The sequence below is a fragment of the Streptomyces sp. DG2A-72 genome (assembly GCF_030499575.1).
Lineage (GTDB): Bacteria > Actinomycetota > Actinomycetes > Streptomycetales > Streptomycetaceae > Streptomyces.
The window spans coordinates 1,979,444-2,002,731 of sequence record NZ_JASTLC010000001.1; the positions used below are offsets into that span (position 1 = coordinate 1,979,444).

Here is a 23,288-nt window from a genome sequence, read left to right on the forward strand (position 1 = left end):
ACCGAGGAGAGTTACGCCGCCAGCGTCCCCGACATCACCGCGTGCGGGCCGAATTTCGCTCGCGCGCGGTCCGCCACCTCCTCGATGCGGCGGGCCTTCTCGTCCACCGGGTCGAAGGTGAGCTGGTAGGAGGCCTGTTCGGCGGGGCCGAGGGCCTCGGCGCGCAGGGTGACCGACCGTACCCGGGCACGCTGGAGGCCGAGGGCCTCGTACATGTCGTACGCGGTCCGGATGAGGGCGGCCGAGTGGGCGGTGGGTTCCTTGAGGGTGCGGGTGCGGGTGGTCGCGGTGCGGTCGGCGTAGCGCACGGTGAGGGTCAGGGTGCCGCAGACCTTCTCCAGGGCGCGCAGCCGGGCGCCCAGTTCCTCGGCGGCCGAGAGCAGGGCGCGGCGGTGCCGGTCGGGGTCCAGCTCGTCGCGGCGGAAGGGGCGTTCGGCGGCGAGGGAGCTGGAGACGGCGTTCGGTACGACCCGGCCGCGGTCGAAGCCGTTCGCCTTCTCGCGCAGCTCACGGCCGGTCTTCGCGCCGACCAGGCGCTGGAGCGTGGACAGGGGGGCGGCGGCGACCAGGCCGAGGGTGTCGAGGCCGTACTCGCACAGGGTGCGGGCGGTCGCGGTGCCGACGCCGGGGAGCGCGGTGACGGGCAGCTCGGCGATGCCGTCCGGCCCTTCGGGCAGCTCATGGGTCACCCCGGGCCGGGCGTCGTGCAGCGCCATACGGGCCAGCATCGGGCCGGGCCCGGCGCCGATCGCACAGTCGACCCCGTGCAGGGCCAGGGAGCGGACGCGGATCACCGCCGCCAGTTCGACGGCGCTGCGCCCGAAGTACCGCTCGGCGCCCCGCAGATCGGCCAGCGCCCCGTCCGGCGGCAGCGCCTCGACGACCGGCGTGAACTCCTCGAGCAACCCGATCAGCTCCGGCAGGGCCGCCTCGTGCACCGGCGGCAGCTGGAAACGTACGCAGAGGATGGTCATCCCGCACTCCCCGGACTCTGGTGCCACAATTTCCGTATCTGTGAAGGCTCTTGACCCGCCGGACGCAGATCGGCCCACGGGTGCATTTCGTATCCGGTGGGCATCTGGATTCGCCGTCCGCCCGTCGAATCGCCGCCTCCTTCCGGCACCGGCTCCGCGAGCCGGGCCGCCACCACGTCGAGGCCGCCCTCGGCGCGCAGTTCGACCAGCTCGGCGAGGTTCCAGGCGGCGGCGCCCACCACGCTGAGGCTGCGCGGGCCGCGCCGCTGCACCACTCCGCGCACCAGCAGCAGCCAGGAGTGGAAGACGGTGTGGGCGCAGGCGTCGTGGGAGTCGTCGAAGAAGGCGAGGTCGACCAGGCCGGTGCCGTCGTCCAGGGTGGAGAAGATGACCCGCTTGCCGGACCGGATCGGCGGGGTCTGCGTCGCCGCCTTGGCGCCCGCGACCAGCACCGTCTCCCCGTGCCTGGCATCCCGCAGCCGCCGCGCGGACACCACGCCCAGTTCGTCGAGGAACGCGCGGTGGTCGTCCATCAGATGGCGCGAGGTGTCCATGGACAGCACTCCCAGTTCGGCGCTGAGCCGCTCCGCCGAGGAGAGGTCGGGCAGCCCGGCCGACGCGGTCTTCCGCCCGCCGGACAGCGGGAGTTGGCCGCCGCCCGCACCCCGGGCGCCTCGGTGCAGCTCGGTCAAGTGCAGTTGCAGATCACGGCGGTTGGCCCCGAAGGCGTCCAACGCGCCGACTTGGGCCAGCCTTTGGGCGAGTGGACGGCTGGGCCGCGCCCGCTCCCAGAAGTCCAGCAGCGAGGCGTACGGCTGCCCGTCCGCGATCCGCGCCGCCTCGGCCTCGCTGATGCCGTGCACGTCGGAGAGGGCCAACCGCAGCCCCCACACTCCGGATTCAGACACCAGTTCGATACGGTGTGCGACCCCCGACACATTCACGTCCAACGGCAGGATCGGCACCCCCCGCCGCCGCGCGTCCGCCAGCAGCAGCCGCTTCGGATACATCCCGGGGTCGTGCGTGAGCAGCCCAGCGTAGAAGGCGGCCGGGTGGTGCGCCTTCAGCCACGCCGACTGGTAGGTCGGTACGGCGAAGGCGACGGCGTGCGCCTTGCAGAAGCCGTACGAGCCGAAGGCCTCGACGATCTCCCAGGTCCGCTGAATCGTTTCTGCGTCGTAGCCCTTCGCCGCCGCGTGCTGGGCGAACCACACCTTGATCCGCCCCTGCGACTCCGGGTCGGACAGCCCGCGCCGCACCCGGTCCGCCTCGGCCCGTCCGCAGCCGGTCATGATGTCGACGATGTGGATGATCTGCTCATGGAAGACGACGACTCCGTACGTCTCCCGCAGCGGCCCTTCCAGATCCCGGTGCGGATAACGGATCGGCGCCCGCCCGTGCCGCGCCTCGATGAACGGCCGCACCATGTCGGCGGCGACCGGCCCCGGCCGGAAGAGCGAGATGTCGACCACGAGATCGTGGAAGGTGGCCGGCTGAAGCCGCCCGACCAGGTCCCGCTGCCCCGGCGACTCGATCTGGAAGCAGCCCAACGTCTCGGTGGAGCGGATGAGTTCGTACGTCGCCGGGTCGCCGTTCCCCCGTTCGAAATCGAGCGCGTCCAGGTCGACCCGCTCCCCCGTCGTCCGCTCCACCTCCGCGACCGCGTGCGCCATCGCCGACTGCATCCGCACCCCGAGCACATCGAGCTTGAGCAGCCCGAGGTCCTCGACGTCCTCCTTGTCGAACTGCGACATGGGGAAGCCCTCGCCACTGGTGGGCATGACCGGCGTACGGCTCAACAGGGACGCGTCGGACAGGAGCACTCCGCAGGGGTGCATGGCGATCCCGCGCGGGAGGGCGTCGAGGGCCTCGGTCAGCTCCCAGAGCCTGCCGTACTTCTCCTTCTCACCCGCGAGCCCGCGCAGTTCGGGCAACTCCTCCAGGGCCGCGCGGGCGTCCCGCGCGCGAATGTGCGGGAAGGACTTGGCGATGCGGTCGATGTCGGCCGGGTCCATGGAGAGGGCGGCGCCGACGTCCCGGATCGCGTGGCGGACGCGGTAGGTCTCCGGCATCGAGACGGTCGCGACCCGTTCGGTGCCGAACCGGCCGATGATCTCGCGGTAGACCTCCAGCCGGCGCGCGGACTCCACGTCGATGTCGATGTCGGGCAGTACCAGCCGGCGTTTGGACAGGAAGCGCTCCATCAGCAGCCCGTGCTCGACGGGGTCGGCGTGGGCGATGCCGAGGAGGTGGTTGACGAGGGAGCCGGCGCCGGAGCCGCGCGCGGCGACCCGGATGCCCATCTTCTTCACGTCGTCGACGACTTGAGCGACCGTCAGAAAGTAGGAGGCGAAGCCGTGGTGGGCGATGATGTCCAGTTCCTCGTGCATCCGCTCCCAGTAGGCGCGCCGGTGGTCGTAGCCGTGCAGCACCATGCCCGCCGCCGCCCGGGAGGCCAGCGCGCGCTGTGCGGTGCGGCGGCCGGCGCCGACGAGATGCGGTTCGGGGAAGTGGACGGTGCCGATGCCGAGGTCGTCCTCCGGGTCGACCAGGCACTCGGCGGCGGTGGCCTGCGTCTGCTCCAGCAGACGCAGTGCGGTGTCGCGCCGGAAGCCCGCGGCTTCGACGATCCGCTCGGCCGCCTCGAGCATGACGCCCGCGTCCTTGAGCCAGGCCTCCCCCGAGTCCAGTCCCTTGGCGGGGTCGACGGGGACGAGACGGCGGGCGGCGTCCAGGACGTCGGCGACCGGGCCGAGGCCGGGGTCGGCATAGCGGACGGCATTGCTGAGCACGGGCCGGATCCGCTGCTCGGCGGCGAAGCCGACGGTGCGGGCGGCCAGTCGCAGGGAGCCGGGGCCGGTGCCCGTGCGGTCGTGCCAGACGGCTTCGAGGCGCAGGGCGTCGCCGTAGGCCTCCCGCCAGGGGGCGAGGAGCCTCGCCGCCCGGTCGGGGCGCCCCGCGGCGAGCGCGCGGCCGACGTCGGAGTCGGGGCCGAGCAGGACGGCCAGACCCTCGGCGGGGGCGGCGGACCGGGGCAGCAGCGGGGTGTCCTCGGCGGTGTGGGCGGCGGTGACGAGACGGCACAGGCCGGCCCAGCCGCGGGCGCCGTCCCGGGCGAGGAAGGTCACCCGCGGTGTCGACTCGTCGATGAAGGCACCGCCGCGGACCGGGGTACGGCGCTTTTGTCGACGTACGGACTCCTGCTCCTCCACCGCCAGGTTCACGCCGAACAGCGGACGGACGCCCGCCTTGGCGCAGGCCTTGGCGAAGCGGACCGTGCCGCCGAGGGTGTCGCGGTCGGTGAGGGCGAGGGCGTCCATATGCCGTTCGGAGGCGCGCTCGGCCAGCCGCTCCGGGTGCGAGGCGCCGTAGCGCAGGGAGAACCCGGAGACGGTGTGCAGATGGGTGAAGCCAGGCATCCGCACCTCCCGCTATCGAACATCAGTTCCCGACTGCCTCACCCTCACCATAGACCAAATCCCGAACGTCTGTGCGATTGCCATGCGAACGTCCTTCACCTGCGGAAACGGCTACTCGGAGTCAGGAGCGTCCGTCTCGGCGGGTTCCTCGGCGTCCCTGACGGTCGCCTGGGCGGTGGTGCCGGGCGTCGTGCGCTGCGCGGTCTCCAGGGCGTGCAGCCGGCGCTTGATGTCGCGGAGCTCGGTCAGGAGGGTGTCGGGGCGGTTGATCCTGGTCACGGGATGCTCCTGTGCGTAGTGGGTGTCACGGTCAGCTGGACCTGTTCCTCGCCCGCGTCATTGCCCGGGGTGACCTCGATCCCGGTGATCCGTACGTCGAACTGGGTGCCCTCGGGGAAGAAGACGTCCTTGATGACGACGGTGGCGTCGTCGCCCACCTGGTAGGAGCCGAGCACCGGGTCCAGGTCGGCCCGCACGGTCAGCTCGGGCAGGACCACGGGGGCCGAGACGGCGGCGAGGGCCGAGCGGGCCTGGGAGGCCAGGAGGGCCGCGTCGGTGAGATGGACGTAGGAGACCTCGGTCTCGGTGAGCGGGCGTCCGGTGGCGCGGTCCTCGGCGACCGCGACGAGCTGGCTGTTCTCCCCCTCGCCCTGCTCGCCGAGGGCGAAGACCCGGCTCGCGGTGGAGGCGCCGTCGACCGGCCAGGTGTAGCCGATCAGGTTGGCCCCGTACTCCCACACGTGCGGGGTGCCCTGCTGGCCGAGGTGCGGGATGCCGACGCGCAGCCGGCGGACGGGGCGGCCGTCGGTGCCGTACGTCATGTCGAAGACGAAGTCGGGGCCGTTCTCCAGGCTCGCCAGCTCACGCAGGGCCTCGCCGGTGCTCTTGAGGTCGCTGCCGCGATAGACGAGGGTGCGGGTGATGCCGGAGCCGGCCGTGGACTCGGGGCGCACCCTGATGTCGCCGCCGGGGTGCGCCTGGGCGGTGGCGACGAGGGCGCGGGCGATGTCGGACTGGTCTCGGTCGATGAAGGGCACGTCGGCCGAGGACAGATCGGTGGCGTCCGGGTCGAAGTCGGCGGGCAGGACACGGCGGTGGTCGAAGTAGGAGAGGAAGCCGGCCGCCCCGACCTCCAGGTGCTGGTCGGCGGAGGTGTACTTGACGGTCCAGATCACCCCGCCCCATACGAGCACTCCGTCCCGCTCGACGTAGAGGGCGGTGCGTCCGGGCTCGGTGAGTTCCCGGGGGCGGTGCACGGTGACGCGCGGGTCGCCCAGGGGCAACCGGGCGCGGAACTCGCCGGCTTCGTTGAGTTCGCTGCTGAACGTGACGTCGTACAGCGGGAGTTCGTCGGTGACGGCGCCGGTGGCGAGGTCGGCGGTGTAGTAGGTGTAGCGGGTCGGGATGCGGGTCACTGGTCCACCAGCCAGGTGGTGTTGAGGTAGATCAACTGGGTGGCCGGCAACTGGACGCCCTGAGCGAACAGCACCACGGTGCCGTCGGTGCGGAGCATGAGTTCGAGCCCTCGTGTCACACCGCCCAGCGCGGTGTACCAGTGGTGCCCCACCGCCGGGCGGAAACCGGCCGGGACGGCGATCATGGAGATGGCGTTGGCCGAGAGGGCGACGGCGGTCTGCAGGGCGCCGCGCATGTGGACGGTGGCGCCGACCCGGCGTACGGCCGGTGTCTCGTTGTTGTACACGTTCCAGTTGGGAAGCAGGGGGAGGGTGACCCAGCCGGTGTCGTCGTTGACCGCCCGCCAGCCCGCCGAACTGTCGTACCACTCCAGATGGTTGGTGTCCCATCGGTGGATGTACATGCCGGTGTAGGGGTACGTGGGCCGGTTGGCCGCGCCCCAGACCCGCAGGATGCCGCCGGCTGCCGTGGTCCAGGGGCGCAGGTCCTCGATGTTGGCGTTGGCGACGGACGTGGCGTTCTTCGGAATCTTGATCCGGGCGAGCGGGAAGTGGTCGCCGGTCACCGCGGGGTCGGTGGGGGTGGCGGCGGCCGTTCCCTTGACGAGTTCGACGGTCATGGCGGTGGTGGCGTCGCCGTACTGTTCGTCCCGCTGCCGGGCGATGACCAGGTCGTTGCGCGGGTTGGCCGAGTCGGCGGGGTGCGTGCCGAGTACGTCGAGGAGCTTCTCCTGGTCGAGCGTGACGAGGTAGGCGCCGGTCGCGGTGGCGCTCGTCCCCTGGATCACGCCCTGGAAGGGGGCCACGGTGACCTTGCCGGACACCGTGGCGGTGGCCTGGACCCGGCCGGGGTCGCCGGTGGCCGCGCGGATGCCGCTGCGGGCCTGGACCGGTCCGGCCCCGGGTGCGGCGAGCACGCCGGTCGCGAGGCGGGCGTCCTCGGCGCTGACGGCCCTGTTGGAGACCCAGCCGGAGTCTCGTTCTGGGATGGGCGTGCTCATGGGGATGTCTCTCCTCAGTGCCTCGGGGATGTCACGGAACGGGGAACGCCATCACACGCAGACCGGTGAAGGCCGCGGAGCCCGTCGGCACGGCCGCGGTGCCGGTCGTCATGCCGCCGCCCCGGCTGAGGGTCTGCTGCAGCACCCAGGGCCCCGTCGTCGCGGGGATCAGCTGGTGGCCGATCGTGACCGTGGTGGTGAGCTTCGTGTGTCCGCCGTGAAAAGTGGCACAGGTGAGGCCCGCTCCGTCCGGCCCGCGCACCACGTGGTCCCATCGCTCGTCGCCCGAGGTGGACACCATCACCTGCCCCGAGAAGGAGAGCATCCGAGGGTAGGGCGCCGCCGGGACGGTCACCTGGTTGAAGACGAAGGAGTCGGCGCCCGCCGTGCCGGTCTGCGGCCAGCCCGCGTCGGCCGGGCCGAAGAACTGCACCGAGCCCGTGACCGCGGGGCGCCAGGCGCTGCCGACGCGTACGAGGTCGAGCCCGGTCTCCAGGTCGTACAGGCGTTGGCCCGTGTAGCCGTCGGCTGGGAGGTTCTCGTGGGTCTGCAGTGGCAGCATTCCGCCCGCGGCGACGGTGGACACACGCAGGTCCTTGATGTCGCCTCGGGCGATCGACCCAGCGTTCGCCCGGACGGTGATCGCGGCGAGCGGGATGTGGTCGCCGCGCACCGTGGGCGCGCCCGGCGTCGCCGCGGGGGCCCCGGCCACCACATGGACGAGCATGCCGTCGCTCGCGTCGCCGTACTGCCGGTCGGTCTGCTGGGCCACGACGAGGGCGATGCGGGGGTAGGACGAGTCGGCGGGGGCCGCGGTCAGCACGTCGAGGGTCTTCTGCTGGGCGAGCGTGATCAGATACGCGCCCGCCGCGGTCCTCCGGGTGCCCTGGACGACGCCTTGGAAAGGGCGCACGGTCACGTTGCGGGACGGTGTGGCGGTCGCCTCGACGGCGCCCGGGTTGCCGGGGCCCGGCTTGATTCCCGTACGGGCGGCGATCGGGTTGCCGGGGTCGGCGGACGCCGCGGCGAGCACACCGGTGGCGAGCCGGGCATCCTCGGCGTCGACGACACTGCCCGAGAGCCATCCGGAGTCACGTTCGAAGTTAGAGTCAGCCATGCGGGTGCGTTCCTTCTGTAGCTCTTTTGGTGTGCGGGTCAGAGCCAGGCGTCGCGCCACTCGGCGGTCAGCCGGGCGGCCGGGGCGTAGTCGCGGGCGCGGAAGAGCACGGGCGTCGAGCCCGGCCGCAGCGGGAACCAGTCCGAGCCGGGCCGCAGCGCGGAGCGGCGGGAGGCGGTGCCCTGGAGGAGGACCGAGCGCGCGTCGGTGTCGATGACCAGGAACTCGCCTTCCTGGAGGGTGAGTTCGAAGGCGAGTTCCTCACCGGTCGCGGTGTTGGTGATCACCGGCTGGACACAGGGCCCGCCGATCCGCCAGACGGGCCAGGTGGGGACGGTGCCCTGGTTCTCCAGCAGCAGCCGGCCGCCGGAGGAGCCCGATCCGAAGTCCAGGGGGAAGGTGAGCGGAAAGACGACGCCACCGCTGGAGGAGGGCAGCGGGCAGGTACTGGAGTTGAGCCCGAACGAGTACCGCAGCGGATCCGGCGCGGTCATGGTGAGGGAGAACTCGAAGCCGGACTTGCGGTCGACGATCTTCGTCTCGGCGGTGAGCCGGACCAACGCCCGCCGGGTGCGGTGCGGTTCGGTGACGACGAGCGGCGTGAGCGTACTGCCGTCGGCGAGTACGGCGGCCAGCCGGTCCTTGGCCGCTTCGCGGGCCGCCCGGCCGGGGACGACGGCGGTGCCCTCCAGGGTGATCACGCGAGAGCCCCGGTAGGAGGGGGCGTCGAACGCGCCGTGCCGCTCGGGCCGGTCGGTCAGGGTGAGCCGGAGGGGCGGGGTGCCGGCCCAGCCCTGCTCGCTGGTGACCCACCATTCGACGCCGGAGTCGTCGACGGTGTTCCCGGCCCAGCCGTCCACCTCGAACACCGGCTGCTGGAGCTGCTGCCCGCTCATCGCTTGGCCGCCCAGGCGAGTTCACGGGCGGTGATACGGCCGATCTCGTACTCGGACTGTCCGGGGCGGGGGTGGACGTTGACGGTGACCGGGGAGGCCGCGGTGGCGCCACCGGCACCGGCCCCCGAGCGGGCGGCGACTCCGGCGAGGCTGTAACCGGGTCCGATCGCACTCCGCGCGGTGGCGGTGGCGAGCCGCCCGGCGGCCCCCGCCACCCGGTTCCCGGCCCCCTCCATGCCCAGCGCGAGACCTTCGCCGACGTCACCGCCGAAGCCCATCATCACCTTGGACGGCGACGAGATGCCGAGGATGCTGCGGATGGGCCCGGGAATGGTGTTGATGATGAAGTTCTTCACGGTGTTGAGAAGGGCCGAGGCCGAGTTCTTGATGCCGTTGATGAGCCCCATGATGAGGTCGCCGCCCAGACCCATCAGCCGGTCGGGCAGTTCGGCGAAGAAGCCCCAGATCTTCCCGGGTACCCCCCGTAGAAAGTCAACAATCGCGTTCCACTTGTCGACGATCCAGTCCCGCACCGTCCCGACCGCCTCTTTGATCCGGTCCCAGTGCTTCACGATCGCCAGCACGGCGATCCCCACCGGCCCGGTGAGAATCGCCACGAGCAACGGCCAGTTGGCCTTCAGCCAATTGACCACGCTCTTCCCGGCATCGACCAGCCAATTGATGGCGGCCGACGCCCCTTTCATGACCGTCCCCACCACCTGCCCGATAATCTTGAACGCCGCCTGCACGACGGCCTGCACGGTCTTCGACTGCATGGCCATGTCGATGAGCTTGGTGATGAGCGGCATGATGAGCGCGAGGATGGCACCGAGGATGTTGGCCTTCATGGCGGTGTTGAGCCCGCGCTGGGCCGTGGTGGCCGTACGCAGCCCCTGACTGAACCGATTGAAGAACCCACCGCCCGACGCCGCGCTGCGGCCCGCCGACTGGACATCACGAGAGGCCCTGTTGGCAGCGGACCGCACCTGGTTGAGGCCGCTGCTCGCCTGGGTGGCCGAGGTCCTGAGGCGGCTTGTGGCCGTACTCGCCTGAGTCGCCGAGTTTCTGAGCCGGTCGACCGAACCACTGGCGCTGGTCGCCGCGCTCCGCAGCCGGCTGCCGGCCGTGCTCGTCTGGGTCATGGCGCTCCGGAAGCGGGTGAGCGCGCCCGTTGCCTGCACCAGTGCGGTTCTCATGCTCGACTCCTGTAGGGCGGGCGGGGTGGACGGACCAAGGAACTTATTTCTTCAACTGCCGTTCGATCGCGGCCATTTCATCGGCAAGGGCTGCCGTTTCGGGAACCGCGCCCTTCACCACGCGGACGAATTGCGCGATGGTCTTTCTGAGTTGCTGTTCCTGCTGTTGCAGCCGGTGGACGCTCGGGAAAGGGGCGGAGCCCTTGACCCGGGCGAGATCCTCGCGCGGGTTCTTCTTGCCTCTCAGCTGATCGAACTGCTGCTTGGCCCACGCACGGTTCGCACTGATGTCCTTGCGCATGTCACCGATGCTCCGCGGCTTGTCCAGCCTCTCCTCCACCGTGGCCAGCCGGTTCTTGGCCCTGGCGATCTCTTCCTTGGCTTTGTTGGCCTCTGCCAGGAGGTTCTCGGGCTTCTGATCCTTGACTTGCTTCCTCTCCTCCTCCGAGCGGAACCTGTTCAGGATGAATTCGTCGTACCTGTCCTGGAGTCCGAGCATCTTGATGGGGTCGAAGAAATTGAACTCGGCCTTCACCGCGTTGACCGCGATGTTGGCCACCACCCCTTCCACCTTTCCCGGCCCAAGGGCCAGCGCCACCTTTTCCGCTGTGGTGACCTCGATGAATTTCAGCAGGATGGGTTTCGACGCCTCCTTTTCAAGGGCGCTGATCCGCTGCTGCAACTGCTCGATCGGATTCGGTGGTGGAGGAGTGGCCATCTTCAGTCTTCTCTCGTGGAAGGCGTCTCAGGGCGAGCCGAGAAACGCCACGATCTCGGCCGCGGTCGCGGAACGTTCCTCTCCGGCGGCCGACAGGCCGGCGGCCGAGGCGCCCGCAGCCGAGTCGGGTCCGCCCGGTCGCGGCACCGGCTCCGGATAAGGCGCCGGCTCCGTGTCCTCGTCCCGGTTGGCCGTCGCGAACATCCAGTTGGCGACCGCGAGATGGTCGACGACCGCCGCCAGCAGATGATCCGTGACCGTCCAGTCCGCCTGTTCGCCATGGACGGCCCGGGCGAAGGACGAGTCGGCGGGCAGGTGTTCGGTCAGGACGCGCAGGCGGCGGGAGGAGAGGTGGCCCCGGTGCCAGTCGAGGAGGTCGACACCGTAGTGGCGGAGCAGGTCCGCCTCCAGGGCCTCGGCGTGCTCGTCGACCAGCGCGCCGAGGCTCAGCCTTCCCCCAGCGTCATGCCCGTCTCGTTGCCGTACGCCTCCAGGATCGCGGAGACGTCCTGGACGCTGATGTCGTACTTGCCCAGCCGCTCGAACTGCTCGGGCCCGAGCAGCAGCGCCAGCAGGCCGTCGATGTCGTTGTCGTCCAGCGCCGCGATCTGCTTGGCGATGCTGCGCGGGAACTCGGTCGGCAGGTGGAACACATCGCTGTCCACCTCGAACTCCCAGTCCTTCCCGAGGGTTTCGAGACGCTGGGCACGGGCGGCGTTGACGTTGAAACGGGCCATGGCGCGTAGGGCTCCTAGCTGGAAAGAAGGGGAATCGGTCAGGCCGCGCTGAAGCTCGGGTCCTTCATCAGGAACGTCGCCAGCGGCGCGTCGTCCACCGTCGCCAGCGCCGTGAAGGTGACGCCCAGCTTCACGGGGGCCGTACGGACGAGGGCGATCTCCTCCGTCTCGGTCACCTGACCACGGGCGACGATCATGCGATACGTCACCTCGTCCCCGTCGGCGAACTCCAGCCCGAGCATCCGCTCGTCGAACTTCGGCTCGGCCGCCATCTCGTACTTGTAGAGGCCGGACCCGGTCGCCGTCTCCTTCACCTGCCCGCCGCCGAAGAAGAACGGCAGGGTGTCCTCGTTCAGCTGAAGCAGCTGGAACTTGAAACTGAGGTCGCGGTCGGAGTAGACGAACCTCGCCGAGCTGACGCTCTGCCAGGTGTCCACGGGGTCCAGCTTGTCCTTCTTGGAGATCTTGACCCCGTCGGTGGTGGTGTAGCCGAGGTCCTTCCACTCGGCACCCCACGCCGCACCGGTGTCGGCGGGCGGTGCGGTGGCGAGCGGGGCGATGAGGACCCGGCCACTGCCCGCGACCCGGATCTCCTTGGCGTTCGTTCCGGCCATCACTGCTCCTTGGTGGGAGATGGACATGACGTGCTACGGATGTGGTGCGCACCAGGCGCTGAGGGGACGTACGAGAGGGAACCGGCTCAGGCCGGGCGGACCACCAGCCGGGTGGTCGAGACATAGCGGTTGGCGGTGGCGTGCCGATAGTCGGGCAGCCAGCGCGGCCCGTCCTCCTCGACGACGTCCACGACGGTCGCCGCGCCGTGCACCGCGCCCCTGAGCTGGAGCATCAGAGCGCGGGCGACGAGGGAGACGGTATGGGCCGCGGCCTTGGACGGCCCGTACACCTCAAGATCGACCAGTGGATTGTCGAGCCGGGGATCCTCCGCCCAGGCCCCGCCGACCCGGGAGACCAGCACGGCACGCTGCGAGCCGTCGAACCCGGAGGGCGGCTGGACGTCCACAAGGACACCGGCCAGCTCACTACGGTCCTTCAGGAGATCGACGACCAGCTGCTCCACGTCCGGAAAGGTGACGTACGGCTCGCTCATCCCCGGGGCTCCGGCTCGCCGTCCCGCTCGGCCTCGGCCTCCGGCACGGGCCGCGCGATCACACCGAGCACTCCGCGCGCGGTCGAGTCGTCGACCTCGACGACATCCCCCGGCTCATGCCCGTTCCACCAGTAGGTCAGCTGGATTTTCTGCACAGCGCTTTCCCCCGAGCGTTCGGCTGTACGGCTGTGAAAGAACTGACGGGAGATCAACTTCCGCTGCGGTCAACAAGGTTGAGGTCCCCCGGAGCCCCAAATGTAACGGGCACCCCAAGCACAGCGTGAGCCACAAAAGATCTCGAACAGATAACGATAATGAAGAACGTGTGTACGACACCCATTCGGCCGCACCCCACCTGCGGAAACGCCCACCCCCTCGGACCGTAGGGGCATGACACAGAACAGCTTCCTCTCCGAGGTGAAGGACGCCGTCACCCCAAGAGCCACCCTGCTGGTCATCGGAGTGATCGCCCTCCAACTGCTGTTCATCGCCTCCTACGTCGGGGCACTGCACAACCCGAAGCCGAAGGACGTCCCCTTCGGCGTGGTCGCACCCCAGGTCGCGGCCGAGCAGGCGGTGACCCGGCTGGAGCGGCTGCCCGGCTCGCCCCTGGACCCGCGCGCGGTGGCCGACGCGGCGACGGCGCGCGAGCAGATCCTGAACCGGGACATCGACGGGGCGCTGATCATCGACCAGGCGGGGACGACGGACACGCTCCTGGTCGCGACCGGCGGTGGCACTGTCCTCGCCACCGCCCTGGAGACGATCGCCACCACCCTGGAGAAGGCCGAGCAGCGCACGGTCAGGGTCGTCGACGTGGCCCCGGCCTCGCCCCAGGACTTCGACGGGCTGTCGTCCTTCTACCTGGTCGTCGGCTGGTGCGTCGGCGGCTATCTGTGCGCCTCGATCCTGGCGATCAGCTCCGGCGCCCGGCCCGCCGACCCGCGCCGCGCGACGATCCGGCTGGTCGCCATGGCGCTGGTGTCGATCATCGGAGGGCTCGGCGGAGCGGTCATCATCGGGCCGATCCTGGGCGCCCTGCCCGGGAGCGTGGCCGCCCTCTGGGGGCTCGGCGCGCTGATCACGTTCGCCGTAGGGGCCGCAACGCTCGCGCTCCAGGGCATCTTCGGGATCGTCGGCATCGGCCTGGCGATCCTCATCGTGGTGATCGCGGGCAACCCGAGCGCGGGCGGCGCCTTCCCGCTGCCGATGCTGCCGCCGTTCTGGAACGCGATCGGCCCTGCGCTGCCGCCGGGCGCGGGGACGTGGGCGGCGCGCTCCATCGCGTACTTCAAGGGCAACGACACGACGGCGTCGCTCCTGGTGCTGTCGGCGTGGGCGGCTGCAGGGATCGTGATCACGATGGCCGCGGCGACGTTCCGACGGAGGCGGGCGGCAGGCTGACCCGGGCCCGTTGTCAGTCCCGTCTGCAAGCCTGGACACATGCTTCGCACACTCGCCGTCGAGAACTACCGGTCCCTGCGTCGCCTGATCGTGCCCCTGGACAGACTGAACGTGATCACGGGAGCGAACGGCACGGGCAAGTCCAGCCTGTACCGCGCCCTGCGGCTGCTGGCCGAGGCCGCGCGCGGCGGCGCCGTCGCGGCTCTCGCGCGCGAGGGCGGGCTGCCGTCGGTGCTGTGGGCGGGGCCCGAGAAGATCAGCCGTGCGGTGCGCGAGGGCCGCCTTCCGGTGCAGGGCACCGTCCGCTCGGGCCCGGTCAGCCTGCAACTGGGCTTCGCGGGGGACGAGTTCGGGTATGCGGTGGACTTCGGGTACCCGGTCCCGGCAGGTGCGCCGTCCATGTTCGACGTCGACCCGGAGATCAAGCGCGAGTGCATCTGGAGCGGGCCGGTGCTGCGCCCCGCCGCCGTGCTCTCGGACCGCACGGGGGCGGCCGTGAAGGTGCGCGGCGCGGGCGGCGCCTGGTCCCGGGCGCACGGGACGCTACGGCCGTACGACAGCATGCTCGGCGAAATGGCCGACCCCCAGCACGCGCCGGACGTGCTGGCGGTGCGCGAACTCATCAGATCCTGGCGGTTCTACGACCATGTCCGCACCGACGCCCACGCCCCGGCCCGCGCCGCCGTGATCGGCACCCGCACGCCGGTGCTCAGCGGCGACGGCTCCGACCTGGCGGCGGCGCTCCAGACGATCCGCGAGGTCGGTCACCGCGAGGCGCTGGACGAGGCAGTCGACGCGGCCTTCCCCGGCAGCCGGGTCGAGGTCATGAACCACGGCGGCCGGTTCGAACTCGCCCTGCGCCAGCACGGACTGCTGCGCCCGCTCACCGCGGCCGAGCTGTCCGACGGCACCCTGCGCTATCTGCTCTGGGCTGCCGCGCTGCTCACACCCCGGCCGCCGTCGCTGCTGGTCCTCAACGAGCCCGAGACCAGCCTCCACCCGGACCTGATCCCCCCGCTCGCCGATCTGATCCTCACCGCGACGAGGGACATCCAGATCATCGTCGTCACCCACGCGAGGCCGCTGGCCGACGCCTTGGCCAAGGGCGCGATACGTCACCGCCTGGACGTCAACTCCATAGAGCTGGTCAAGGAGTTCGGACAGACAGAGGTGGCGGGCCGCGGAGGCCCGCTGGACGAGCCCCTGTGGTACTGGCCGAAGCGCTGAGTGGGTCCGGCGAGTCCCCGTCCGGTTCGGCAGCGCCCCAAAGAGGCGCGGGGAACTGCGCGACCAGCCACGACGCAACCCGCAGCCGACACACCGGACTTCCAACCGCACGCGAAAGTCCCGCCCCTCATACAAGGGGCGGGACTTCACGGTGTTACAAAAGCGGCGGTCAGCCGATTTCCGTGCCCGTGGCAGACAGCGCCTCGGTCACCGGCTGGAAGAACGTCTCGCCGCCGGAGGTGCAGTCGCCGCTGCCGCCGGAGGTGAGGCCGATCGCCTGGTCGCCGGAGAACAGCGAGCCGCCGCTGTCACCGGGCTCGGCGCAGACGTCGGTCTGGATCAGGCCGTTGACGATGTCGCCGTTGCCGTAGTTCACGGTGGCGTCCAGGCCGGTGACCTTGCCGTCGTGCACCTGCGTGGTCGAGCCGCTGCGGGTGACCTCCATGCCGACCGTGGCCTCGGAGGCGCCCGCGATGGCCTGCGAGGAGCCGTTGTAGAGGTTGACCTCGCTCGGGTGCTCGACATCGGCCGTGTACTTGACCAGGCCGTAGTCGTTGTCCGGGAAGCTGGAGACCTCGTTGGTGCCCAGCTCGTTGCCGTCCGAGTCCTGCCAGTTGGTGATGGACTCGGTGCAGTGACCGGCGGTCAGGAAGAACGGCTCGCCGCCCTTGACGACGTTGAAGCCGAGCGAGCAGCGACCGCTGCCGTCGGTGATGGCGTCGCCGCCCGCGATGAAGGGCTTGAACTCGCCCTTGGTGCGCTTGAGTTCCGCCGTGGCGCCGAGCCCGTCGACCACCTTGGTCAGCTTGGCCCACTCGGCCTTGGAGACCGTGCGGTCGGCGGTGACGACGACCTTGTTGGTGGCCGGGTCGGTCATCCAGGAGGTGCCCGGGATGGTCGCGTCCTGCTTCAGGGTGGTCCGGGCGCTCTTGAGTTCGGCGAGGGAGTTCGCCACGACTCTGGCCTTGGCGCCGGCCTCCTCGACGGTCTGGGCGGCGGCCTCGTCGAGCACGTTGACGACTAGGTTCTTCGTCTGCGCGTCGTAGTAGGTGCCGGCCGCGTCGGTGCCGAGTTCCTTGCCCAGCGTCGAGGCGAGCTTTCCGGCCGCCATGACCGAGAGCGTCTCGGGCGCGGAGTTCTCCGTGCTCTCGCTGGCGTTCGCAGTCTGCAAGGTGACACCCGCGGCTACGAGTGCGGCGATGCCCGCACCTGCTACGGCGGCACGCCGCTTGGGTATGCGTCGGTGCTTCAACTCACGTCCTCCTGTGGGGGGTCGGTCCGAAAGGCTGTGGGGGCCTGGCGAACCGGAAGGCGTACGGCACGGGGGACGGCGCACAACAAAAAAGCCGCGTCCGTGCCGGTTGAACAACGCTCACTATCCCGAGGCTTACAGGGGGCACACAAGGTCGACTTCCGGACGCGCGTAGAACGCGGTTGCGCGCCCCCTCACCTTGACCGTGCACAGTCATCCCTGGTGTGTTCGCGCTGCAAACACTACGAGCGGGTAATTCATGAGCTGTCTGTGAGGACTAGTCCTGTCTTGAAATCGACCCTTCGAGGTCCGGATCCAAGCGCGGTTCGGCGGGCGGCAGTTGTTCCTGCGCCGGGCGCGGGGGCACCGCCGGGGCCGACGGCGCCTGTCCCGGCGCCTTCTCCAGGAAGCGCAGCAGTTCCACCGGGATGGGCAGCACGAGCGTCGAGTTCTTCTCGGCGGCGACCGCCATCACCGTCTGGAGCAGCCGCAGTTGCAGGGCGGAGGGCGTGTCCGCCATCTGTTCGGCGGCCTCGGCGAGCTTCTTGGACGCCTGGAGTTCGGCGTCGGCGTTGATGACCCGGGCCCGCCGCTCGCGGTCGGCCTCCGCCTGCCGCGCCATGGAGCGCTTCATGGTCTCGGGCAGCGACACGTCCTTGATCTCGACGCGGTCGATCTGCACGCCCCAGCCGATCGCGGGGCTGTCGATCATCAACTCCAGGCCCTGGTTGAGCTTTTCGCGGTTGGACAGCAGATCGTCCAGGTCGCTCTTGCCGATGATGGAGCGCAGCGAGGTCTGCGCCATCTGCGAGACGGCGAAGCGGTAGTCCTCGACCTGCACGACGGCGTCGGCCGCGTCGACGACCTTGAAGTAGACGACGGCGTCCACCCGCACCGTGACGTTGTCCCGGGTGATGCCCTCCTGCGCGGGCACGGGCATCGTCACGATCTGCATGTTGACCTTGCGGAGCTTGTCCACGCCGGGAACGATCATCGTGAACCCGGGCCCGCGCACATCGGACTTCAGCCTGCCGAGCCGGAACACCACACCGCGTTCGTACTGTTTGACGACCCGCGCCGCCGACATCACGTACACCGCTCCGACAGACGCGAGCGAGACGCCCGCCGCCACCAGCTCCTCGACCATCACGGCCCCCCAGGGTCCGAATCGGGCGCACAGGGTGTGTACTTCGACGGTAACTCCGGGATGTTCGCGTTGGGGAGACGGAGGACGCAGGTGGTCGACGGCGTACGGATGCGGGACGGCCGATGGCTGGCGGTGACGGAGCGAGGAGATCCGGACGGCACGCCGGTGGTGCTGCTGCACGGCACCCCGGGCTGCCGCCACGGCACGGTGCCGGAGGACGTCCTCACCGCGCGCCCCGGCGTGCGGTTCATCTCCTACGACCGTCCCGGCTACGGCGATTCGGACCGCCGGCCGGGACGCCTGGTGGCCGACGCGGCCCGGGACGTGGCCGCGCTGGCGGACGCTCTCAAGCTCGACCGGTTCGCCGTCCTCGGCCACTCGGGCGGCGCCCCGCACGCACTGGCCTGCGCCGCGCTGTTGCCGGCGCGGGTGCGGCGTACGGCGGCGCTGGTGTGTCCCGCACCGCCGAACGCCGCTGGACTGAGCTGGTTCGAGGGCATGGCCCCCTCGAAGGTCGAGGACTTCACCCGGGCCCTCACCGACCCGCTGGACTTCGCCGACCGGCTGGCCGCGCGCGCCGCCGCCATCCGCAGCGATCCGGCCCAGCTGCTGGTGTCCATCCGCGACGGGCTCACCGACTCCGACCGGCGGATCATCTCCGACCCGGCCATCAGCGACATGCTGCTGCGCAACTACCGCGAGTCGCTGAGCACCTCGGCGTACGGCTGGCTCGACGACGATCTCGCCCTGCTCAGCAGCTGGGGCTTCGACCCGGCGGTCATCACCCGGCCGGTGCTGCTGTGGCACGGCGCCCTGGACACCTTCTCTCCCGTGGGCCACTTCAAGTGGCTCGCGGACCAGATCCCCCGGGCCCGCCCCGTCCTGGACCCCGACGCCGGCCACTTCGGAGCGCTCAAGGCCCTGCCCGCCGTACTGGACTGGCTGTGCGCCACACCGGAGTCCAGGGCCTCATGATCCAGCCACCCGGGCTCCCCTCCAACTGCCGTTCCTCTCCCGCATGTTCCCGCCGCACGACAGCGAGCCCCCGCACGCGGGTGCGTGCGGGGGCTCGCCTGCTGCCGGCTGCAGGTGGTGCCGTGCGAGTGCGGTGGTGCGAGGCGGCTGGGAGTATCCGCCGAACGGCCTAGTAGACGCTGACGCCGTAGGCGCTCAGGGCCTCTGTGACCGGCTGGAAGAAGGTCGTTCCGCCGGAGCGGCAGTTGCCGCTGCCGCCGGAGGTCAGACCGTACGCGGTGCCGTTGCTGCCGTAGAGCGAACCGCCGGAGTCGCCGGGCTCGGCGCAGACGGTGGTCTGGATCAGACCGCCGACGACGTCGCCGCCGCCGTAGTTGACGGTCGCGTTGAGGGCGGTGACCCGGCCGCTGTGCGTACCGGTGGTGGAGCCGTCGCGGATGACGGTGGTGCCCACGCTGGGCGTGGCCGCGCGGGTGATGTCCACGCCGTTCGCGGTGCCGGGCCGGCTGACGGAGCCGGAGTAGCGCACGATGCCGTAGTCGTTGCCCGGGAAGCTGGAGCCGGCGGTCGAGCCGATGACCGTGGTGCGGCCGGAGTTGGAGTACCAGGTGCCCGCGCCGTCGGTGCAGTGACCGGCGGTCAGGAAGTACTGGTTGCCGCTGCTGTCCTGGACGTTGAAGCCGAGCGAGCAGCGCCAGCTACTCGCATAGATGGCGTCGCCGCCCTGGATGAACTTCTGGAACTTGCCTTCGGTGTGCTTGATCGTGAGCGCGGAGGCGTTGGCGCCCGCCTGCTCCTTGATCTTGGCTATCTCGGCCTTGGAGACCGTGCTGTCGACGGTGACGACGACCCGGTTGGTCTTCGCGTCGACGGCCCAGGCGGTGCCGGGGATGTCAGCCTTGAGCACCGAGGAGCCGGCGCTCTTGAGCTGGGAGGCGCTGAACGTGGTGGGGTCGGCGGCGTTCGCGTTGGGGATCGCGATCGCTGCTGCGGCCACGAGACCGGTACTGACGGCGATCAGCCGGGTCCGTCTCTGAATGCCGCTGCGGGGGGTGGTGCGCTTGATCCTCACTTTTCGTTCCTCCACATGGGAAGTTGGGGGCCCGCGTGGGGTCGGGGCCCGTGAGGCGCAGTCAGTGGCCCGAATGTCCGGATTCCGAACACGTCGTGCCCCTGACAAGCGCTGGAGGGAGTATTCGGCCGAACGACCGGTAGACGCAAGGGCGCCTTTCGGCCGTCAACCATTGAACGAACTGTGAAATGTGCGCGCCCCGCCCCGTTCAGAGCAGCGTGCGCGCCCCCGCCGCCACGGCGACGCCCAGCGTGCTCCCCGGCAGCGGGAACGGGCAGATGAAGTGGTCGGCGAAGGCGCAGGGCGGCAGCAGCGCACGGTTGAAATCGACGTTCGTACGGCCCTCGGCGTCGGGCGCGGCCGGGCGCAGGAAGCGGAAACGGTAACTGCCGCGTCCGTTCGTACCATCGCCGAAAACCGCCCACAGCGAGCTGTCCGCCTCGACGCTCGCCTGAAGCGTCAGCTGCTCCCCGTCGAGGGTGAACACCAGCTCCCCGCCGAGCCCGAGCCCCCACTGCCGTCCGTCGGCGTTGTCGACCCGCACGGTGCGCCCGGAGTCGTACGGCGTGAAGCGCCCCGGCACCGACCAGCGCGGCTTGTAGGCCCCACGCCCCTTCGCGCACCAACACCACCAGTCGGCGCTCCCGTACGCCACCCGGGCCGCACTCGCCGACCCGGATCCCGGGGATGTCCGGAAGCCGCCCGCCCGGGTGGTCCGTAGGGCGCGGAGACCGAGGCGACGCGGCGCTCGTGCCACTGCCGCCAGGCGTCGGACGCGTCCCTCGTCATCTGCGCGCTCCTGGAGCAGCGGCACCACCCGGTCCACGAACTCGTCCAGTCGGGGCGCCGATGGCTGCCGTCGTATCTCCGCGGCCTTCTCCTGGGCGTCGGCCGCGGTGTCGCCGAGGACGACGGTGGCAGCGGGCATGATCTTGAGGTCGTCGGGGGAACGACCGTAGGCCGCGAGGCGCCGTTTGACGTCATCGTAGAAGGCCGGGCCCTCCGGCCTGGATGCCGACGGGGTGCCCCTGCGGGGACAGCGGCACCGTGAACTCGCCCGCGATGTCGAAGTGCCGCCCCCGGTGGGAGAACTCACCGGCGTCCCACAACTGCCGTGCCACATCAACGAATTCGGCGGCCAGCGTGTACCGGTCCGCCCGGTCGAGATGGCCACCGCGCCGGAAGTTCTCCCCGGTGAAGGCATCGGACGCCGTCACCACGTTCCACGCCGCCCGGCCGCCGCTGAGATGGTCCAACGTGGCCAGCCTGCGGGCGAGTTCGTACGGCTCGGCCGGCCCAGCCGCTCGGTGACGGCGGCGAGCGCGCTCAGCACGGTGATCGACTCGGGCCGGCCCAGCCCCTCGGCGAGAAGAAGAAGTCAGACGGTGGTGTTGTTGACGCCGGGAAAGTGAGCGGCCAGATGGATCTGTACGGTCATGACGCTCCCCCTGACACGGCGTCACATGGAAGGGCTCGGTGTGGGTGATGGTGACGGTGGGCACCAGGCCGATCCGGCTGGTGACGGGCGCCACCCGCGACAGGACGGCGAGCGCCTCGGGCCCTGGGCGGGCGCGCAACGGGCAGGTCCCGCCGTACGCCTGCCACCCGCGTTCCCATCGGCCTGAGCCTTCGTCAGAACCGAGATGAGCAGCCCGTCACGACGATCCCCCGTGATGCGTGCGATGTTGAGCGACCGCATCGTACCGACCGAACATCACACCAATGAGACCGTCTCTGTTCACCCGTACGCCCCGCCGGTCACCCATACGACGCGAACAATCATATTTCACTCACAGTCAGCAGCACTGTTCGGCAAGACCCTTGGGAGACCAGGGCTCTCGACGAATTCGCTGTGCACCAGTACCGTCACAAACCCCCCGCGCGGCGTCTATCCACTTGGCGCGACGTCCGCATCATGGATGACGATAGGGATGCGGAAAGCAAAAGAGACCGCTGTGAGAGGAGGCGTCCATGGGATCGGTACGCAAGGCGAGTGCCTGGCTTGGCCTCGTCGACGACAACGATGACGAGCGTTACTACGACGACGACTACTCCGAAGGGACCGAGCCCGGGGAGGCCTGGGTCACCGATCCGCGGGTGAAGGTGGCCTCGGACGTGGCGGTCGAGAAGGGCCGCCGGATCGGCACGGTCACTCCGGACAGCTTCCGGGACGCGCGCGCCATCGGCGAGCTGTTCCGCGAGGGTGTCCCGGTCATCATGAACCTCACGGCCATGGAGCCGGGCGACGCCAAGCGCGTGGTCGACTTCGCGGCGGGCCTGATCTTCGGTCTGCGGGGTTCGATCGACCGGGTGTCCAACCGCGTGTTCCTGCTCAGCCCGGCCGACACGGAGATCGTCAGCGGGGAGCCGGCGGCACACCGCGCCGACGGTTTCTTCAACCAGAGCTGAGGCAGGGCCGCCCGTCGGCCCTGCCCGCTCTGCCGGGCCCTTACCGGAACGCGTCGAGTCCGGTGAGCGCCTTGCCCAGCACGAGCTGGTGCATCTCGACGGTGCCCTCGTAGGTGAGCACCGACTCGAGGTTCGTCGCATGCCGCATCACGGGGTACTCCAGGGAGATCCCGTTGGCCCCGAGGATCGTCCGAGCCGTACGGCAGATCTCGATCGCCTCTCGTACGTTGTTCAGCTTGCCGAAGCTGACCTGCTCGGGACGCAGGCGCCCGGCATCCATCCGCCGCCCCAGATGATGGGCGAGCAGAATCCCCTTGTGCAGTTCGACCGCCATGTCGGCGAGCTTGGCCTGGGTGAGCTGGAATCCCCCGATGGGCCGCCCGAACTGCTCCCGCGTCCTCGCGTATTCCACAGCGGTCTCGAAACACGACCGCGCCGCCCCCATCGCCCCCCACACGATGCCGTAGCGCGCGTGGGAGAGACAGCTGAGGGGGCCGCGCAGACCGGTGACCTCCGGCAGTGCGGCGTCGGCGGGCAACCGTACGTCTTCGAGGACGAGTTCGCTGGTGACGGAGGCGCGGAGCGACCACTTGTGCTTGATCTCCGGGGCGGAGAAGCCGGCGGTGTCGGTGGGCACGGCGAACCCGCGGATCCCGTCGTCGGTCTGCGCCCAGACGACGGCGACACCGGCCACGGAGCCGTTGGTGATCCACATCTTCCGCCCGTTGAGCACCCAGTCGCCGCCCTCCCGCTTGGCATGCGTGCGCATGGAGGCGGGGTCGGAGCCGTGGTCGGGTTCGGTGAGACCGAAGCAGCCGATGACCTCGCCGGAGGCCATACGGGGCAGCCAGCGCTGCTTCTGGTCCTCCGAACCGAACCGGTGGATGGCGTACATGGCGAGGGAGCCCTGCACGGACACGAGGGAGCGGATGCCGGAGTCGGCGGCCTCCAGTTCCAGGCATGCCAGCCCGTACTGCACGGCGCTCGCACCGGCGCAGCCGTACCCGCTGAGGGACATCCCCAGTGCCCCGATCCCACCGAGTTCACGGGCCAGTTCCCTTACGTCGGGCAGCTCGCCCTTCTCGTACCAGTCCGCGACGTACGGCAGGACCCGGTCGGCGGCCCACCTGCGCACGGTGTCGCGGATCGCGAGGTCCTCCGGGTCCAGCAGGTCATCGATGCCCAGGGGGTCGGCGGGATCGAACGGGGGCAACGGCATGG

General features: G+C 70.3%; 22 protein-coding genes and 2 pseudogenes. 4 read left to right on the forward strand and 20 right to left on the reverse strand.

Translation table 11 applies throughout. The features are described 5' to 3' along the window. Positions 1–11: 11 nt before the first annotated feature. The 14 genes from QQY66_RS09510 to QQY66_RS09575 all read right to left on the reverse strand — a co-directional run bounded on the left by QQY66_RS09510 (position 12) and on the right by QQY66_RS09575 (position 12,736). Positions 12–974 carry a hypothetical protein gene (locus QQY66_RS09510; RefSeq protein WP_301978695.1) on the reverse strand — a complete coding sequence of 321 codons (963 nt, stop codon included), beginning with the start codon at positions 972–974 and terminating at the stop codon, positions 12–14. Further along, positions 971–4,393, reverse strand: coding sequence for a DNA polymerase III subunit alpha (locus QQY66_RS09515; RefSeq protein ID WP_301978696.1), 3,423 nt, complete (start codon positions 4,391–4,393; stop codon positions 971–973). Before QQY66_RS09515 ends, QQY66_RS09510 begins: the two co-directional genes overlap by 4 nt. 111 nt (positions 4,394–4,504) lie before the next feature. Next, complete coding sequence (locus tag QQY66_RS09520; protein WP_301978697.1) at positions 4,505–4,672, reverse strand: hypothetical protein; 168 nt, start codon at positions 4,670–4,672, stop codon at positions 4,505–4,507. Beyond that, on the reverse strand, positions 4,669–5,808 hold the full coding sequence (locus QQY66_RS09525; RefSeq protein WP_301978698.1) for a hypothetical protein: 1,140 nt from the start codon (positions 5,806–5,808) through the stop codon (positions 4,669–4,671). Before QQY66_RS09525 ends, QQY66_RS09520 begins: the two co-directional genes overlap by 4 nt. Then, positions 5,805–6,809, reverse strand: a complete 1,005-nt coding sequence (locus tag QQY66_RS09530; protein WP_301978699.1) for a hypothetical protein — start codon at positions 6,807–6,809, stop codon at positions 5,805–5,807. The genes QQY66_RS09525 and QQY66_RS09530 overlap by 4 nt, the downstream gene beginning before the upstream one ends. A gap of 31 nt (positions 6,810–6,840) precedes the next feature. After that, positions 6,841–7,926 (reverse strand): hypothetical protein, encoded by a 1,086-nt coding sequence (locus QQY66_RS09535; RefSeq protein ID WP_301978700.1) that lies wholly within the window; start codon positions 7,924–7,926, stop codon positions 6,841–6,843. A 38-nt stretch (positions 7,927–7,964) separates the two neighbouring features. After that, positions 7,965–8,822 (reverse strand): phage tail domain-containing protein, encoded by an 858-nt coding sequence (locus tag QQY66_RS09540; RefSeq protein WP_301978701.1) that lies wholly within the window; start codon positions 8,820–8,822, stop codon positions 7,965–7,967. After that, positions 8,819–10,018, reverse strand: coding sequence for a hypothetical protein (locus QQY66_RS09545; RefSeq protein WP_301978702.1), 1,200 nt, complete (start codon positions 10,016–10,018; stop codon positions 8,819–8,821). The genes QQY66_RS09540 and QQY66_RS09545 overlap by 4 nt, the downstream gene beginning before the upstream one ends. A 43-nt stretch (positions 10,019–10,061) precedes the next feature. Further along, positions 10,062–10,736, reverse strand: coding sequence for a hypothetical protein (locus QQY66_RS09550; protein WP_301978703.1), 675 nt, complete (start codon positions 10,734–10,736; stop codon positions 10,062–10,064). A gap of 27 nt (positions 10,737–10,763) precedes the next feature. Continuing rightward, positions 10,764–11,135 carry a hypothetical protein gene (locus QQY66_RS09555; RefSeq protein WP_301987242.1) on the reverse strand — a complete coding sequence of 124 codons (372 nt, stop codon included), beginning with the start codon at positions 11,133–11,135 and terminating at the stop codon, positions 10,764–10,766. Positions 11,136–11,182: 47 nt separating this feature from the next. Further along, the gene (locus QQY66_RS09560) at positions 11,183–11,473 is read right to left on the reverse strand and encodes a hypothetical protein (RefSeq protein WP_301978704.1); all 291 of its coding nucleotides are present in this window, start codon (positions 11,471–11,473) and stop codon (positions 11,183–11,185) included. Between the two features lie 38 nt (positions 11,474–11,511). After that, a complete protein-coding gene (locus QQY66_RS09565; RefSeq protein ID WP_301978705.1) occupies positions 11,512–12,087 on the reverse strand; it encodes a phage tail protein in 576 nt (191 codons plus the stop codon). A gap of 86 nt (positions 12,088–12,173) precedes the next feature. Continuing rightward, positions 12,174–12,581, reverse strand: a complete 408-nt coding sequence (locus tag QQY66_RS09570; protein WP_210574670.1) for a hypothetical protein — start codon at positions 12,579–12,581, stop codon at positions 12,174–12,176. Then, positions 12,578–12,736, reverse strand: a complete 159-nt coding sequence (locus tag QQY66_RS09575) for a hypothetical protein (RefSeq protein ID WP_301978706.1) — start codon at positions 12,734–12,736, stop codon at positions 12,578–12,580. Before QQY66_RS09575 ends, QQY66_RS09570 begins: the two co-directional genes overlap by 4 nt. Positions 12,737–12,971: 235 nt before the next feature. Between QQY66_RS09575 and QQY66_RS09580 the strand changes: the two genes are divergently transcribed. Beyond that, positions 12,972–13,985 carry a DUF3533 domain-containing protein gene (locus QQY66_RS09580; RefSeq protein WP_301978707.1) on the forward strand — a complete coding sequence of 338 codons (1,014 nt, stop codon included), beginning with the start codon at positions 12,972–12,974 and terminating at the stop codon, positions 13,983–13,985. A gap of 39 nt (positions 13,986–14,024) precedes the next feature. Then, positions 14,025–15,212 (forward strand): AAA family ATPase, encoded by a 1,188-nt coding sequence (locus QQY66_RS09585; RefSeq protein WP_301978708.1) that lies wholly within the window; start codon positions 14,025–14,027, stop codon positions 15,210–15,212. Between the two features lie 169 nt (positions 15,213–15,381). Here the strand turns inward: QQY66_RS09585 and QQY66_RS09590 are convergent, their stop codons facing one another. Together QQY66_RS09590 and QQY66_RS09595 are read right to left on the reverse strand one after the other, a co-directional pair. After that, positions 15,382–16,464, reverse strand: a complete 1,083-nt coding sequence (locus QQY66_RS09590) for a S1 family peptidase (RefSeq protein ID WP_301978709.1) — start codon at positions 16,462–16,464, stop codon at positions 15,382–15,384. A gap of 277 nt (positions 16,465–16,741) precedes the next feature. Then, complete coding sequence (locus tag QQY66_RS09595; protein WP_301987244.1) at positions 16,742–17,611, reverse strand: slipin family protein; 870 nt, start codon at positions 17,609–17,611, stop codon at positions 16,742–16,744. Positions 17,612–17,701: 90 nt separating this feature from the next. On the opposite strand from QQY66_RS09595, the gene QQY66_RS09600 reads away from it, so the two are divergent. Continuing rightward, complete coding sequence (locus QQY66_RS09600) at positions 17,702–18,586, forward strand: alpha/beta fold hydrolase (protein WP_301978710.1); 885 nt, start codon at positions 17,702–17,704, stop codon at positions 18,584–18,586. A gap of 169 nt (positions 18,587–18,755) precedes the next feature. Here QQY66_RS09600 and QQY66_RS09605 read toward each other — a convergent pair whose 3' ends face one another. The 3 genes and pseudogenes from QQY66_RS09605 to QQY66_RS09615 form a co-directional block, all read right to left on the reverse strand. Further along, positions 18,756–19,658 carry a S1 family peptidase gene (locus QQY66_RS09605; protein WP_301978711.1) on the reverse strand — a complete coding sequence of 301 codons (903 nt, stop codon included), beginning with the start codon at positions 19,656–19,658 and terminating at the stop codon, positions 18,756–18,758. Positions 19,659–19,866: 208 nt separating this feature from the next. Then, positions 19,867–20,447 (reverse strand): annotated as a pseudogene (locus QQY66_RS09610) (DUF1684 domain-containing protein). A gap of 49 nt (positions 20,448–20,496) precedes the next feature. Continuing rightward, positions 20,497–21,096 (reverse strand): annotated as a pseudogene (locus QQY66_RS09615) (LLM class flavin-dependent oxidoreductase); the annotation flags it as partial. A 533-nt stretch (positions 21,097–21,629) separates the two neighbouring features. On the opposite strand from QQY66_RS09615, the gene QQY66_RS09620 reads away from it, so the two are divergent. Beyond that, entirely contained in the window at positions 21,630–22,067 is a 438-nt protein-coding gene (locus QQY66_RS09620; RefSeq protein ID WP_210574660.1) for a cell division protein SepF, read from the forward strand. Between the two features lie 40 nt (positions 22,068–22,107). Here the strand turns inward: QQY66_RS09620 and QQY66_RS09625 are convergent, their stop codons facing one another. Next, entirely contained in the window at positions 22,108–23,286 is a 1,179-nt protein-coding gene (locus QQY66_RS09625; protein WP_301978712.1) for an acyl-CoA dehydrogenase family protein, read from the reverse strand. Positions 23,287–23,288 lie beyond the last annotated feature (2 nt).

Excerpts from the sequence above, each read along its gene's own strand:
- QQY66_RS09510 (WP_301978695.1), bottom strand. The coding sequence starts at position 974 with ATGACCATCCTCTGCGTACGTTTCCAGCTGCCGCCGGTGCACGAGGCG.
- QQY66_RS09515 (WP_301978696.1), bottom strand. The coding sequence starts at position 4,393 with ATGCCTGGCTTCACCCATCTGCACACCGTCTCCGGGTTCTCCCTGCGC.
- QQY66_RS09530 (WP_301978699.1), bottom strand. The coding sequence starts at position 6,809 with ATGAGCACGCCCATCCCAGAACGAGACTCCGGCTGGGTCTCCAACAGG.
- QQY66_RS09535 (WP_301978700.1), bottom strand. The coding sequence starts at position 7,926 with ATGGCTGACTCTAACTTCGAACGTGACTCCGGATGGCTCTCGGGCAGT.
- QQY66_RS09540 (WP_301978701.1), bottom strand. The coding sequence starts at position 8,822 with ATGAGCGGGCAGCAGCTCCAGCAGCCGGTGTTCGAGGTGGACGGCTGG.
- QQY66_RS09545 (WP_301978702.1), bottom strand. The coding sequence starts at position 10,018 with ATGAGAACCGCACTGGTGCAGGCAACGGGCGCGCTCACCCGCTTCCGG.
- QQY66_RS09550 (WP_301978703.1), bottom strand. The coding sequence starts at position 10,736 with ATGGCCACTCCTCCACCACCGAATCCGATCGAGCAGTTGCAGCAGCGG.
- QQY66_RS09560 (WP_301978704.1), bottom strand. The coding sequence starts at position 11,473 with ATGGCCCGTTTCAACGTCAACGCCGCCCGTGCCCAGCGTCTCGAAACC.
- QQY66_RS09565 (WP_301978705.1), bottom strand. The coding sequence starts at position 12,087 with ATGGCCGGAACGAACGCCAAGGAGATCCGGGTCGCGGGCAGTGGCCGG.
- QQY66_RS09570 (WP_210574670.1), bottom strand. The coding sequence starts at position 12,581 with ATGAGCGAGCCGTACGTCACCTTTCCGGACGTGGAGCAGCTGGTCGTC.
- QQY66_RS09580 (WP_301978707.1), top strand. The coding sequence starts at position 12,972 with ATGACACAGAACAGCTTCCTCTCCGAGGTGAAGGACGCCGTCACCCCA.
- QQY66_RS09585 (WP_301978708.1), top strand. The coding sequence starts at position 14,025 with ATGCTTCGCACACTCGCCGTCGAGAACTACCGGTCCCTGCGTCGCCTG.
- QQY66_RS09595 (WP_301987244.1), bottom strand. The coding sequence starts at position 17,611 with ATGGTCGAGGAGCTGGTGGCGGCGGGCGTCTCGCTCGCGTCTGTCGGA.
- QQY66_RS09620 (WP_210574660.1), top strand. The coding sequence starts at position 21,630 with ATGGGATCGGTACGCAAGGCGAGTGCCTGGCTTGGCCTCGTCGACGAC.
- QQY66_RS09625 (WP_301978712.1), bottom strand. The coding sequence starts at position 23,286 with ATGCCGTTGCCCCCGTTCGATCCCGCCGACCCCCTGGGCATCGATGAC.